Below are 13,498 nucleotides of genomic sequence, written 5' to 3'. Positions count from 1 at the left end.
GAACAACAGGCGGGTCACGGATGTCGATGTCATCGGCTTGGAGTATGCCGGCGCGTCACGCTGCGTCGCGACGTGAAACCAATGCAAAATCCGTCAGATGGGACGATCGGGACATGGGGGGAAACGCTGGGCCTGCGCGCTGTTCGCCGCGGCCGGCCTGTTGACGGCGGGTGCCGCAGGCGCGGCCGACGCGCCGCCCGAGGGCAGGCCGCTGCTGACCATCGCCGGCAGCATCCAGCAGCGCAACGGGCCTGACGGCCTGTCGTTCGACCTGGCGGCGCTGCAGAAGCTGCCGCAGCAGAGCTTCTCGACGCGCACCCCGTGGTATTCGAAGCCGCGCAAGTTCACCGGCGTGCGGCTGCGCGATCTGCTGGCCGCTGCCGGTGCGCAGGGCCAGGTGGTGCGGGCGGTCGCGCTGAACGACTACAAGGTCGACATCCCGATCGAGGATGCCGCCGCCAGCGCCGYGATGGTGGCCTGGCTGCTCGACGACAAGCCGATGCCGGTGCGCGACAAGGGGCCGCTGGTCATCATCTATCCGTTCGACGACCAGCCCGAGCTGCGCACCGCGGTGCACTACGGCCGCGCGGTCTGGCAGCTGCGGCTGCTCGAGATCCGATGACCGGGGCCGCCGTTCCAGACCCCTTGCCGGTGACCGCGCCCCGCCGCGCCTGGCTCGCGATGCTGGCCACCACGCTGGTGCTCGCGCTGCTGGCCGCCGTGTACGTGCAATGGCGCCAGTACGACCTGCTCGACAGCAGCGTGCACTACCAGAACGACGCGCTCGGCTGGAGCTTCTTCCAGCTGGAGACCGAGCACCTGCGGCTGCGCAACCAGATGCACATCGCGCTGGCCGACCTGTCGCTCGAGCAATCGCGCGCCGCGGCATCGGAGGCCTTGCAGAACCGCTACGACATCTTCGTGAGCCGCATCGGCCTGGTCGACCATGAACGCGCGGCGCGCATCATGCCGGACCACGGCATCTACACGCAGGCGATGCTGCAGGTGCGCGCCTTCGTCGCCGAGGCCGACCGCTACCTCGGCGAGAAGCCGGTGGCCGCGCTCGACGCGGCCGCGCTGCGCCAGCTGCTGGTGCGGCTGGACGGGCTGAGCGTGCCGCTGCACGACCTGTCGCTCGGCGCCTCGCACCTGCTCTATGAACGTGTCTCGCAGCGCAACGCCGCGGTGCGCACGCAATCGCAGCTCAGCCTCGGGCTGACGCTGTTCCAGTGCGTGCTGCTGATCGCCTTCGCGCTGGTCGTGCTGCGGCAGTTCCGCGGGCTGTCCGAGCGCGGCACCCGCCTGCAGGCGCTGGCCGACAACCTGGCGGTGGCGCGCACCGAGGCCGAATCGGCCAGCCGTGCGAAGAGCGTGTTCCTCGCCAACATGAGCCACGAGATCCGCACGCCGTTCCACGGCATGCTGGGGATGATGTCGCTGCTGCAGGACACGCCGCTGTCGGGCCAGCAGGCCGGCTTCCTGAGCACCGCGAAGGATTCGGCGAACCACCTGCTCGCGATCCTGAACGACATCCTCGACATCTCGAAGCTCGAGTCCGGCAACCTGCAGGTGGTGCCGCAGCCGCTGGACCTGGTGGCGATGCTCGGCCAGGTGGATGCGCTGATGCGCGTGCAGGCGCATGCGAAGGGCCTGCAGCTGCAGGTGAGCATCGCGCCCGACGTACCGCCCTGGGTCAGCGCCGACGCGACGCGGCTGAAGCAGATCCTGTTCAACCTGCTGAGCAACGCGCTGAAGTTCTCGAACGCCGGCATGGTGAGCCTGGCGGTGACGCGGCATGCCGATGGTGCGCTGCTGTTCAGCGTGGTCGACACCGGCATCGGCATGGATGCCGCGATGCTCGCCCGCCTGTTCCAACGCTTTTCGCAGGGCGACGACACCACCTCGCGCCGGCATGGCGGTGCCGGCCTGGGGCTGGAGATCTCGCGCAGCCTGGCGCGGCTGATGGGCGGCGACATCGCGGCCAGCAGCCAGGCGGGTGTCGGCAGCCGCTTCGTCGTGACGCTGCCGCTGCCGGCGATCGAGCCGCCGCGCGGCACGACACCCGGCGCGACGTCGGACGGTGCCGCAGCGACGCAGCCGATGCGCGTGCTGGTGGCTGAGGACCATCCGGTGAACCGCGCCTACCTGGAAGCGGTGCTCGACAAGCTGGGGCACCAGGCGGTGTTCACCGAGAACGGCGAGCAGGCGGTGCGGGCGGTGCAGGCGCAGGAGTTCGACATCGTGCTGATGGACCTGCACATGCCGTTGATGGACGGCTTCGCGGCAGCGCGTGCGATCCGCGCGATGCCGCTGCCGAAGGGCGAGCTGCCGATCATCGCGTTGACGGCCGACGCGTTCCAGGAATCGCAGGAGCGAGCCCGCCAGGCCGGCATGAACGGTTTCCTGACGAAGCCGGCGCACCTGCCGCAGCTGCGCGAGGTGCTGGGGCGCTACGGCCAGCACCCCTCGACGGTCTTCACGGCGATCGACGGCAGCAGTGCAGCGGCACCGGCCTCGCCGCTCGACCAGGCGACGGTCGACAACGTCAGCGTCGCGCTCTCGCCGGCCAAGTATGCGGAGCTGCTGGCCCGCTTCTTCAGCCTGCACAGCGGCACGCTGCAAGCGCTGCGGCAGACGCAGGGCCGGCGCGACCGCGAGAGCATCCGCAGCCAGGCGCATGCGCTGAAGGGCGCGGCGCTGAGCCTGGGGCTGCGCAGCGTGGCCGAGACCGCGACGCGATTGCAGGAGGCGGCCGCGGACGACGCGACAACGCCGATCGAGCCGCTGCTCGACGAGCTCGACCGGCACATGGGGATCACGCGGGATCTGTGCGTGAAACTGGGATTGCTGGGGTAGCCCGCCACCGCGCCGCCGCCTGCCCGCGCGTATCCACCCCCAGCTTGCCGAGGATGTTCGCCACGTGCCGCTTCACCGTGTGCGGGCTCAGGTCGAGCTCGCGCGCGATCAGCTTGTTGCCGTCGCCGGCGGCCATGCGTTCCAGCACCTCGCGCTCGCGGTCGCTCAGGCCACCGAGCGAATCCGCACGCGTCCGCGGCGCGGGCACATCGTCGTCCAGCGACGCCCGCGCGGCCGCACCCCCCGGCCGCGCGGCGCGCACCGCCGGGTCCTCGCGCGGCGCGAGCGTCGCCGCCAGCTTCGCGAGCACCCCCTTCTCGTCCGCCGACAGGCGCTCGCCCCAGCGCGTGTCGCGCAGCCGCTGCAGCACCGGCCAGCCGCACAGCAGCGCGCCGCCGACCGAACCGCCCTCCATCGCCCGCGCAATCCAGGGCCGTAGCGTGGCCGCGGCCTCGTCGACCACGCCGAGCCGCAGCCGCACATCCGCCAGCAGCACCGTCGCCTGCCCTGCCGGGAAGAAGCACGACGGCTCCTGATCGAGCGCCAGCGGCGCGAGCAGCGCCTGCGCATCGGCCAGCCGCCCATCCACCATCGCGACGAATGCGCGGCTGAAGCTGCGGTCGAATGACGCCGCTGCCCACTCGTACGGATTCAGCACCTGCGCGAGCCGCGCATCCAGTTCGCGCAAGCTCGCCTCGTCCTGCAGGATCCACGCCGCGCGGCTGTGCGTGAAGAGCAGCTCGTACTCGTGCGTCAGCCGGTTCGGCGCCGAACCGTGCTCGGCGAGGTCGTGCCGGCCCTCCAGCGCCGCCGCATACGCCGCCTCGCGCCGCCCGCACACCGCATCGATCAGCGTGTGCGCCATGTGGTTCTCGGTCAGCACGCTGCGCGGCCGGCCGAGCCAGCGGCAGTCCTCGTCGGYGCGCGCCAGCCAGTGCTCGGCCTCGTCGAGCCGCCCAGCCGAGAACGCGAGCCATGCGCGCGCATGCAGCACGCCGGCGCGCAGCTGCGTCGGCGTGTCGCCGAACAACACCGTCGCGCGCTGGCCGAAGCGCTCCAGCAGCACGTCCATGCCCGGCATGCCGACCATCAGGCTGTGGAAGAAGCAGGCATCCCACACCGCCGGCTCGGGCACCCGCTCCAGCGCCTGCAGCATCTGCTCGAACCACGGCGCCACGTCGGCCGCGCGCGCCTGCGCATAGGCCGCCCACGCCGAGCCGAAGCACACGAAGGCGCGCGTGCCGTCGTCCAGCGGCAGCGCCAGCAGCTTCGGCAGCTCGCGCGCGGCCACCTCGGTCTGCGCCATGTTCTGCATCGCGAGGCAGGCATAGGCCCGCGCGCGCCACGCCTGCGCATCGCGGCCGGCCGCGCGGAAGCCGGCTTCGGCCTGCTGCATCGCGGCCAGCATCGTGTCGAACGCGAAGCTCGGGAAGCAGCTGAGCCCGCGCAGGAAATGCAGCTCGGGCCGCCCGTCGAACTCCGCCGGTGGAAACAGCGCCAGCATGCGCGCCAGGCTCGGCGCACCGCCGATCGCCAGCAGCTCGGCGCCCCGCCCGGCCACGGCCTGGGCCGCCTCGTCCCACGCGCCCGCCCGCGCCAGGTAGCCGACGGCGCGCGGCAGGTCGTCCTCGCCCTCGGCCGCGCGGCGCAACAGCGCCGGCAGGTCGGCGGCGCGCTCGCGCTGCAGCCGGTCTTCGAGGAAATCACGGAACAGGTCGTGCAGCCGCAGCGTCAGCTCGTCGGCATCGAGCACGCTGACGAACAGGCCGCGCCGCTCCACCTCGGCCAGCAGCCGCGCCGCATGCGGCGAGCCGCTCACGTGCGCGCAGCGTGCCACGGTCAGCTCGGGCAGCACCGCGCAGCACAGCAGGAAGCTGCGCAGCTCGTCGGGCATCTCGTCGAGCACCTCGGCGGCGAGGTAGTCGAACAGGTGGCGCTGCGTCAACGCGCCGGCGCGCGCACCGGGCGCACCCGGCCGCGCCGTCAGGTTCAGGCGCAGCCCGGCAGGCCAGCCGTCGGTGCGCTCCAGCAGTTCGCGCGCGGCCCCCGCCTCGGCCGGCATCCCGGCGCTCGCCAGCAGGTCGGCCACCTCGTTCTCGCTGAAGCGCAGTTCATACTGCCGGAACTCGCTGAGCTCGCCGGCCGCGCGCCAGCGGCCCATCGCGAGCGGCGGCTCCAGCCGGCTCGCCATCACGACACCCCACGGCTGCGGCAGYCGCTCGATCAGCAACTGCAGCAGCTCGAACACCTGCGGGTCGGCGATGCGGTGCACGTCGTCGAGCACCAGCAGGCCACGCGCGCGCTCGGCGCCGGCCAGCGCATTGACGAGCTCGTCGGCCACCGCGCGCAGCCCGCGCTCGCCGAGCGCCAGCGTGGCGAGCGCATCGGGGTCGACGCGCCACGGCAGGTCGTGCGGCTCCAGCGCGCTGCCCAGGCACGCGAGGAAGCGCGGCAGCTGGTCGTCCTCGTCGGCCGTCACCCACGCGAGCGCGGTGCCCGGCGGCAGCAGGCGGATCTGCCGCGCCAGCGCCGAGGTCTTGCCGTAACCCGCCGGTGCGAGCAGCAAGGTCAGCCGCTGCTGTTGCAGTGCCACGCCCAGCGCATGCTCCAGCACCGGCCGCCCGACCAGGCTGGTGCGCGGGCGCGGCGGCTGGATCTTGGCCAGCGCGAAGGCATGGGGAGCGGCTCCGGAGAGGGCGGTCGACGACATCGCGGGATTCTGACGGCGCACCGCCGGCACGGCGCGCTGCGCGACCTCCTCAAATGAGGGGATGGCCCGCCGTCCGGCGGCCGATGGCTCCTTCGGCCGATGCGGGCCAGGGCCGCCGGCCCGCAGCATCGCGGCATGCTTGTCATCAGCCACAGCGCCCTGCCCCGCGACCCGCCGGACGGCCCGAACCCGCGTGTCGGCGTCGCCGGGGCGGCGCAGGGAATCCATGCGTTCGAAGCCTGGACGCAGCAGCTGGAACCGGGCGCGGCCACCGGCTGCCACCGCCATGACGGCGAGCTGGCGATCCTCGTGCTGCAGGGCAGCGGCAAGCTGCAGCTGCCCGACGGGCCGCAGCGCTTCCAGGCACCGTGCACGCTGATCGTGCCGACGGGTGCGGAGCACCAGGTCGTCAACCACGGCGGCGGGCTGTTGCAACTGGTTGCAGTCGCAGCTCCCCCGAAAGGGGTGGCTCCTCGCTGACGCGGCCGGTGGCTCCTTCGGGCGATGTGACGGCATGAGGCTCCCGGAACACTGCGAGCCTCACTGCAACACCCGCTTGACCCGGAGTCCTCACGATGAACACATGGTTGAAACGCGGCGCCTTCGCGCTGTGCGGCCTGGTCGCCACCGGTGCCGCGGCCCTGGTGCTCGGTGCGCAGCTGGGCGAACGCAAGATGCAGCGGCAGGTCGCGTTGCAAGTCGGCCCGGTGGCGCTGCCGGGCGATGACGCCGGGCTCGCGCGCGGCAAGTACCTGTACCTGTCGCGCGGCTGCACCGAATGCCATGGCGTCGACGGTGGCGGCAAGGACGTCGTCAACGACGGCAAGGGCATGCGGGTGCGCGCGCCCAACATCACGCCGGCGCCGGGCAGCGCGGTCGAGCGCTACACGGTGGCCGACTGGGTGCGCACCGTGCGCCACGGCGTGAAGCCCGACGGCCGCCCGGCGATCGTGATGCCGAGCGAGGACTACAACCGGCTGACCGATGCCGACCTCGGCGCGCTGATCGCCTGGCTGCGGCAGATGCCGGCCGCGACCGGTGGTCCCGCGGTGATCGAGTTCCCGCTGCCGGTGAAGGCGCTGTATGCCGCCGGCGTGATCCACGACGCGGCCGAGATCATCGACCACGCGCTGCCACCGTCGCAGCCGGTGCCCGAGGCGCCGACCGCCGCGCACGGTGCCTACGTCGCGAACGCCTGCATCGGCTGCCACGGCGCCGGCCTGTCGGGCGGGCGCATTCCCGGTGCGCCGCCCGAATGGCCGGCCGCCGCGAACCTGACACCGGGCGACGCCAGTGCGATGGCGCACTACGCCGATGCGGGCGCGTTCGTCCGGATGCTGCGCAGCGGCCGGCGCCCCGACGGCAGTGCGATCAGCCGCGTGATGCCGTTCGAATCGCTGCAGGCGCTGAACGACACCGATGCGCAGGCGCTGTACCTGCACCTGAAGGGGCTGGCGCCGCGAGCCGCCGGCAACCGCTGAAGCCCTCTTCCTGAAGCCCTCCTCAATCCTCACCAAGGGACACCGATGATGAAATCATTCACCCACGGGCTGGCCGCCCTGCTCGCCAGCCTCGCCCTCGCCGCGTGCGGCGGCGGCGATTCGAACGATGGCGGCAACAACCCGCCACCGGCCACCGCCAGCGTCACCGGGCACGTCGTCGACATGGACAGCGACCAGGCCGTCGCCAACGCCACCGTCACGGCCGGCAGCGCGAGCACGAAGACCGCGAACGACGGCAGCTTCACGCTGACCGGCGTCGCGCCGGCCGAGCGCGTGACCGTCAAGGTCGAAGCCACCCAACACGGTGCGAACGTCGCCGTCGTCAAACTCGCCACCGGCAGCACGGCCGACATCCGCGTGCGCCTGCTGAAGCTCGCCGCGCCGCAGACCTTCTCCGCTGCGGCCAGCGCCGTCATCGGCAACGCCGCCGGCACCGCGCAAGTGGCGCTGCCGGCCGCCAGCCTGGTCGACGCCGAGACCGGCGCGCCCGCGGCCGGCACCGTGTCGGTCAGCGTCACGCCGGTCGACCCGGCACGTGACCCCGAGCGCATGCCCGGCGGCTACACGACGCTGCAGAACGGCAGCGTGCGCGCGATCGAGAGCTTCGGTGCGGTCAAGGTCGACCTGCGCGATGCCGACGGCAAGCGCCTGAACCTGAAGCCCGGCAGCCAGGCCACCGTGCGCATCCCGTTGTCGACCCGCTCGCCGAACCCGCCGGCCAGCGTGCCGCTGTGGCATTTCGACGAGGCCAGCGCGCGCTGGGTGCAGGAAGGCACGGCCACGCTGAGCGGCACCGGCGCGAACCAGTACTACGAAGGCACCGTCACGCACTTCAGCTACTGGAACGCCGACCAGGTCGCCGAGACCGTCGACCTCGAAGGCTGCGTGGTGACCGCCGACGGCAAGCCGGCGGCGAACGTGCTGGTCAGCACCAGCGGCGTCGACTACTCCGGGCGCAGCTCGGCGATCACCGACGCCACCGGCCATTTCGTCGTGCAGGTGCGCAAGGATTCGACCACCTCGGTGTGGGCCGCGACCGACAAGCTCGTCACCGCCATCCACGAAGTGACGATGGGGAGCGAGAACGGCGCGATGACCGAATGCATGGTGCTGGAAACCGCGACCACCGGCAGCAAGCTCGCGCCGAAGGTGACGAGCAACCCGCGCGCGCAGACGGTGGCGATCGGCGAGACCGTGATGTTCTACGCCACCATCGACGGCACGCAGCCGATGACCTATGTCTGGCTGCGCAACGGCGTCGAGATTGCCGGCAGCGACAGCAGCTTCCTGTGGCTGCCGGAGGTGACGCTGGCTGACAACGGCGCCGTCTACAGCCTGAAGGCCACCAACGCCGCCGGCAGCGTGACGACCACGACCGCCAAGCTCACCGTCAGCGCGACGCCGATCCCGCCGACGCTGGCCTGGGCACCGCGCGACGCGACGGTGAATGCCGGCGAGACCGCCGTCTTCACGGTGGGCGTGACCGGCAGTGCGCCGTTCACCTACCAATGGAAGCGCAACGGCCAGGCGATCGCCGGTGCGGCATCGCCCAGCTACGCGTTCACGACGGTCGAGGGCGACGACGGCGCGCTGTTCAGCGTCACCGTGAGCAACGCCGGCGGCACGCTGACGACCGACGCGGCGAAGCTCACCGTCATCCCGGCGCAATCGCCGCCGGTGATCACGACGCAGCCGCAGGGCATCGTCGTCAACGTCGGCAGCTCGGCGGTCTTCGCGGTCGAGGCCAAGGGCAGCGCACCGCTCGCCTACCAGTGGCAACGCAACGGCACCGACATCGCCGGCGCATCGGCCAACGTGCTGACGCTGGCCGCGGTGACCGCGGCCGACAACGGCGCGCAGTTCCAGGTGGTCGTGAAGAATGCGAAGGGCAGCGTGACGAGCGCCGCCGCGACGCTGACGGTCAACCAGGCCAGCGACGACCAGCAGGCGAAGCTGCTCGCGCTGATGACCGCGTGGCTGCCAGGCATGGAAGCCGCCGGCGCACCGCTGCAGTTCGCCGACGACGGCTTCAAGGTGCTGGCGGTCAGCGCGGTGTGCGGCGGCGGCACGGCAGGCATCACGCTGGATGGCGGGGCCGCGCCCGCACCGGGCACGACGCTGCCGACCGGCAACCACACGCTGGCCGCGCAGTTCAATGCCTGCCGCACCGAATCGACCTCGCTGTACACCGGCAGCARCAGCCTCGCGTACAGCTTCGCGGACCTGGCGCACCGTGTCGGCTCGGCGCAGTCGACCGTGACCGACTTCCGCGTGACGGCCGACGACATGAACGGTGACGAGAAGACGAACCGCGTGCAGGGCAACGCGAAGGTCGAGCTCGACGGCAGCCTGAACGGCACGACCGAGACCACGAAGCTGCGCTACCTGCCGGCCAACGGACTGACCGTGACCGACGTGGCGACCCAGTCGGTGTCGACCTTCACCGGCGGCAATGCACTGATGCACACGGTGACGCAGGGCGTGGAGCCCGCGGTGCAGACGCTGCTGATCCGCGAGGAGTACGCGCAGCTCGCGTTCAGCCGCGGCGGCGTGAACTACGTGGTCGACGGCTTCTTCCAGCTCGACTTCGGCACGCAGCCCGGCAGCTTGAGCGGCAGCGGCACCGTGACGATCAGCGGCAACGGCCAGGTGATCGGCCGCGTGCGCGGCACCGAGGGCGGGCTGGTGGTCGAGATCGTCAACGGCGGCCTGCTCGGCAGTCTTCCGCCGGCGAAGCCGCAGTCCGCGAAGGCGGTCGCGCGATCGCTCGCGAAGGCCACCACCCGCGGCCGCTGATCAGAGCAGCCCGGTCGTCATCGCCTTCAGGGTGGCGGCGGCCCGGGTGGTGCACTCGAGCTTGCGGAAGATGTTCTCGAGGTGGGCCCGCACGGTGCTCGGGCTGATGCCGAGCGTGCGGGCCGCTTCCTTGTTGCTCTCGCCGAGGCTGATGCAGCGCAGCACCTCGACCTCGCGGCCGGTCAGCAGCGCCGCGGGCTCCGCCCCTGGCGGCGGCGCAGTGGCGCGGGAAGCGCCGCCCAACGCGGCCACCACGTCGGCATCGAACAGCCCGCGCTGCGCATCGCGCTGCAGTTGCGCGAGCGCCTCGTCGAACGACAGCGCGGCACGGCCCGGGCGCGCGGTCTGCAGCATCACCGCCTGCGTCGCCACCGCGAGCACGCGGGCCTCGGGGCCGATCGCCGTGCCCGACACGCCGCGGAAGAAGCCGGAGCCGTCGAGCCGCTCGTCGGCATGCGAGGCGAGCTCGGCCTCCGCGGCCAGGTTGCCGATGCGGCGCGCGGCCCGCGCGGTCCAGTAGGGCACCAGCCGCAGCCGTTCCATCGCCGATTCGCTCGGCGTGCCGGGCTGGTCCCACAGCGCGTTCGGTACCGCCGCACGGCCCATGCCGTGCACCAGGCCCGCACGGTACAGCCGCTGGCGCGCCGGCGCCGGCAGGCCCAGGCGCTCGGCACAGTCGGCAGCCACCAGCGCGACACGGCGCGAGTAGCCGGTCAGCCACGGCAGCTTCAGGTCGATCACGTCGGCGATCAGTTCGAGCGAGGTCGTGTCGGTACCGATGACGGGCGCGGTGTCGACGCAGGCCGGGTCCTGCTCCAGCGTATGCAGCCAGTCGACCGCATGGCGGCGCACCGCCTCGACCACCTCGGCGGGGTAGGCCGCCTCGGCGCGCGACGCGAGGTAGCTCAGCGCCCGCTCGAGGTCGTAGACGCGGCTGAAGATCTCCAGGTCGCTCGCGGCCGAGACGATGAACACCTCGACCGGGATGTCGGGCGGGCGCAGGCCGTTCGGCTGGCCGTGGCCGTCGGGGCGCTCGAAGATGCGGCGCAGCGGCAGCTCGACCGCCTGCGGCATGCCCAGCGTGCGCGCGACGTCRCCGGACACCTCGCAGTGGATCTGCGCCACCGGCGCCATCGAGCCGGCCAGGTGCGCCGGCAGCCCGGCCGCGAGCATCGCGCGCCGGCCGCCGACATCGTCGCCCATCAGCTCGGAGAACTCCGGCGCGTTCGCGGTGCAGCCCGACCAGCGCAGCAGCGAGACGTAGGCGGCATGGGAGCTCGCGTCGCCCTCGAGACCGAGTGCCGCCGCGAGCTGGGCCGCGATCCACGCGGTGCGCGCCGAGTGGTCGACCGGCTGGCCCATGCTGAGATCGCCGACGAAGGCGAGCGCCTTGACGGCATCGAAGACGGTGACGCGGGCGTCGGGCAGCGCGGCGGATGGGGAGGACATCGATCGAAGGACTCTGGAATTGAACGGGGGCCCGCCGCATGCGGTAGGCCCCGCATCATGCCGCGATCAGCGGGCGGCCTGCACCGCATCCAGGATCACCGCCGCCACCTGGGCCGGCTGCGACTGCTGCGGCACGTGGCTGCTGGCGACGCTCGAAACCTTGGCGTTGATCGCCTTGGCCATCGCGCGCTGCTGCTCCGGAACGATCATGTGGTCGTTGTCGGCGACCAGGTACCACGACGGCTTCTGCTTCCACGCGGCGACCGACACCTTCTGCTCTAACGCCTTCGCCTGGATCGGGCCTTGCGTCGCGGTCATCACCGCGGTCGCGGCGGCGGGCAGGTCCTGCGCGAAATGCTTGCTCATGCCYTCCTGCGTCAGCGACAGGAAGCCGCCGCCATCGGCCTTCAGGTGGGCGAGGCCCGCGCCGGGCGCGAAGCCCTTGCCGACATCGCCGACCGACTGGCCGGCGTCCGGTGCGAAGGCGGCCACGTAGACCAGGCCGGCGACCTTCGGGTTGTCGCCCGCTTCGGTGATGACCATGCCGCCCCACGAATGGCCGACCAGCACGACCTTGCCCGGCTGCGCATCGATCGCACGCTTCGCGGCGGCGACGTCGTCGGCCAGCGAGCTCAGCGGGTTCTGCACCGCGACGACGTTCAGGCCCTTGGCCTGCAGCAGCGGCACGACCTTGGCCCAGTCGGAGCCGTCGGCGAACGCGCCGTGGACGATCACGACGCTGGGCTTGGCGCTGTCCGGTGCGGCCGGGGTGGCCGCGCCAGCCGAGGCAGCGACGATGGAAGCGGTGAGGCCGAGGGCGGCCAGCTTGACGATGTTCATGGTGTGTTCCCGGTGGTGAATTGGCAGAGCACGGACTGTCCTCTCAACGAGAGCTGAGGACCATCGGACGATCATCCGATGCAGAGGCTGGCCAAGCTTGCCGGCCTGTCACGCGCGACGATCAACCAGATCGAGAACGGCTCGTTCAAGGACCTGAGTCTTCATCGGACGGCGCGCCTGCTGAACACCTTGGGCCTGTCGCTGACGGTCTCGCCCGCTCATCCGAAGCGCGGCGGTACCGGCGTCCGATCGATCTCACCCGTCAACATCGCTGCGCGTTCAGCAAGCGTCAGCTACCGGCGCGTCATGCGTGGAACACAGCTGAAAGCCATCCTGCTGAACGGCGACATCCCGGCTCGCCTCGAGCCCCAGATGAACGCACTGCTCGAAGAAGCGTCAGTGCAAATGCTCGCGTCCATCGTCGAGCAGGTCCACGCCGAGGAAGGAGTTCCCCGCACCGAGCTCTGGGCGCGCCTGCGCGAGTTGGCAGAGCAACTCGACTGCGTGCGCGATCTGTGGGCTTGAGACAGCCCGATCTGTCGATATCTGGGACCTCGTGCCACGAAGCGATGGCCCACCTCTCTCGAGAAGCAGTTCACCCCGTTCGCCCTGAGCAGGGACCGAGCTTGTCGAGGGCCCGTGTCGAAGGGTTGCATTCGAAGCGCGCAAGGCCTTCGACAAGCTCAGTCCGGCCCTTCGACAGGCTCAGGGCGAACGGTGTTTCTTACCTGTCTTGCTCAGGAGGCGGCCTTCACCGGCAGCCACCGCAGCAGATAGCCCGTCATCCGCCGCGCCGCGCCGCGGTGCGCCGCCGCGAACGCCCTCGCCTGCGCGGCGCGCTGCTCGCGCTCCGGGCTGTCGAGCAAGGCACAGGCCGTGTCGACGCCTGCGGCCATGTCGGCCACCCGCAGCGCCGCGCCCGCCGCCAGCGACAGCTCCGCGGCCTGCGCGAAGTTGAAGGTGTGCGGCCCCATCACGACCGGGCAACCGCAGGCCGCCGCCTCGATGAGGTTCTGCCCGCCCAGCGGCGCGAAGCTGCCGCCGAGCAGCGCCACGTCGGCCATCGCGTAGTACAGCGCCATCTCGCGCATCGAATCGCCCAGCCACACGTCGGCGTGCCAGGCCTCGGCCGGCGGCGTGTCGCCCCAGCCGCTGCGCCGCGCGAGCGTGAGCCCGGCCGCCTGCACCAGCGCCGCGACCTCGTCGAAGCGCTGCGGATGCCGCGGCACGATCAGCAGCAGCGGGCGGTTCTCGGCCGCTCGCTTCGCCCACTCGGCCAGCAGCATCGCCTCTTCGCCCTCGCGCATCACCGCGCCCAGCAGCACCGGCCGCGCGAGCGCATGGC

Annotated in this window: 10 protein-coding genes; 6 read left to right on the top strand and 4 right to left on the bottom strand. The window is 71.8% G+C overall.

Annotated features, from left to right (window positions below; translation table 11 throughout):
- Nucleotides 1-97 precede the first annotated feature (97 nt).
- On the top strand, nucleotides 98-622 hold the full coding sequence (locus AC1D12_RS10455; RefSeq protein WP_477840316.1) for a putative pterin-binding protein: 525 nt from the start codon (nucleotides 98-100) through the stop codon (nucleotides 620-622).
- 29 nt (nucleotides 623-651) lie between these two features.
- Nucleotides 652-2,856 carry an ATP-binding protein gene (locus tag AC1D12_RS10450; RefSeq protein ID WP_477840314.1) on the top strand — a complete coding sequence of 735 codons (2,205 nt, stop codon included), beginning with the start codon at nucleotides 652-654 and terminating at the stop codon, nucleotides 2,854-2,856.
- On the opposite strand, the gene AC1D12_RS10445 is transcribed toward AC1D12_RS10450, so the two are convergent.
- Nucleotides 2,816-5,566, bottom strand: coding sequence for a helix-turn-helix transcriptional regulator (locus AC1D12_RS10445; RefSeq protein ID WP_477840312.1), 2,751 nt, complete (start codon nucleotides 5,564-5,566; stop codon nucleotides 2,816-2,818). The genes AC1D12_RS10450 and AC1D12_RS10445 overlap by 41 nt on opposite strands.
- 135 nt (nucleotides 5,567-5,701) lie before the next feature.
- On the opposite strand from AC1D12_RS10445, the gene AC1D12_RS10440 reads away from it, so the two are divergent.
- The 3 genes from AC1D12_RS10440 (at nucleotide 5,702) to AC1D12_RS10430 (ending at nucleotide 9,864) form a co-directional block, all read left to right on the top strand.
- Nucleotides 5,702-6,046: a cupin domain-containing protein gene (locus tag AC1D12_RS10440; RefSeq protein ID WP_477840310.1), complete on the top strand. Its 345-nt coding sequence runs from the start codon at nucleotides 5,702-5,704 to the stop codon at nucleotides 6,044-6,046.
- A 95-nt stretch (nucleotides 6,047-6,141) separates the two neighbouring features.
- Nucleotides 6,142-7,047 carry a c-type cytochrome gene (locus tag AC1D12_RS10435; protein WP_477840308.1) on the top strand — a complete coding sequence of 302 codons (906 nt, stop codon included), beginning with the start codon at nucleotides 6,142-6,144 and terminating at the stop codon, nucleotides 7,045-7,047.
- Nucleotides 7,048-7,095: 48 nt separating this feature from the next.
- Nucleotides 7,096-9,864: an immunoglobulin domain-containing protein gene (locus tag AC1D12_RS10430; RefSeq protein ID WP_477840306.1), complete on the top strand. Its 2,769-nt coding sequence runs from the start codon at nucleotides 7,096-7,098 to the stop codon at nucleotides 9,862-9,864.
- Here AC1D12_RS10430 and AC1D12_RS10425 read toward each other — a convergent pair whose 3' ends face one another.
- The gene (locus AC1D12_RS10425) at nucleotides 9,865-11,313 is read right to left on the bottom strand and encodes an HD domain-containing phosphohydrolase (RefSeq protein ID WP_477840304.1); all 1,449 of its coding nucleotides are present in this window, start codon (nucleotides 11,311-11,313) and stop codon (nucleotides 9,865-9,867) included. It lies immediately after the preceding gene.
- A gap of 66 nt (nucleotides 11,314-11,379) precedes the next feature.
- Entirely contained in the window at nucleotides 11,380-12,153 is a 774-nt protein-coding gene (locus AC1D12_RS10420; protein WP_477840302.1) for an alpha/beta fold hydrolase, read from the bottom strand.
- Between the two features lie 78 nt (nucleotides 12,154-12,231).
- On the opposite strand from AC1D12_RS10420, the gene AC1D12_RS10415 reads away from it, so the two are divergent.
- Nucleotides 12,232-12,678, top strand: coding sequence for a helix-turn-helix domain-containing protein (locus AC1D12_RS10415; protein ID WP_477840300.1), 447 nt, complete (start codon nucleotides 12,232-12,234; stop codon nucleotides 12,676-12,678).
- Nucleotides 12,679-12,890: 212 nt separating this feature from the next.
- Here the strand turns inward: AC1D12_RS10415 and AC1D12_RS10410 are convergent.
- Nucleotides 12,891-13,498, bottom strand: a 608-nt coding sequence (locus AC1D12_RS10410; protein ID WP_477840298.1) for a 3-deoxy-D-manno-octulosonic acid transferase, incomplete at its 5' end; no start/stop codon positions are given.

It is taken from the genome of Rhizobacter sp. P1_G5 (genome assembly GCF_056405435.1).
The sequence above is the reverse complement of the archived record's forward strand: the minus strand, read 5'-3'. Positions and strand labels throughout refer to the sequence as shown.

Bases quoted from the DNA above. Each gene is read 5' to 3' on its own strand.
- AC1D12_RS10415 (WP_477840300.1), top strand. From the start codon at position 12,232: ATGCAGAGGCTGGCCAAGCTTGCCGGCCTGTCACGCGCGACGATCAAC.
- AC1D12_RS10435 (WP_477840308.1), top strand. From the start codon at position 6,142: ATGAACACATGGTTGAAACGCGGCGCCTTCGCGCTGTGCGGCCTGGTC.
- AC1D12_RS10440 (WP_477840310.1), top strand. From the start codon at position 5,702: ATGCTTGTCATCAGCCACAGCGCCCTGCCCCGCGACCCGCCGGACGGC.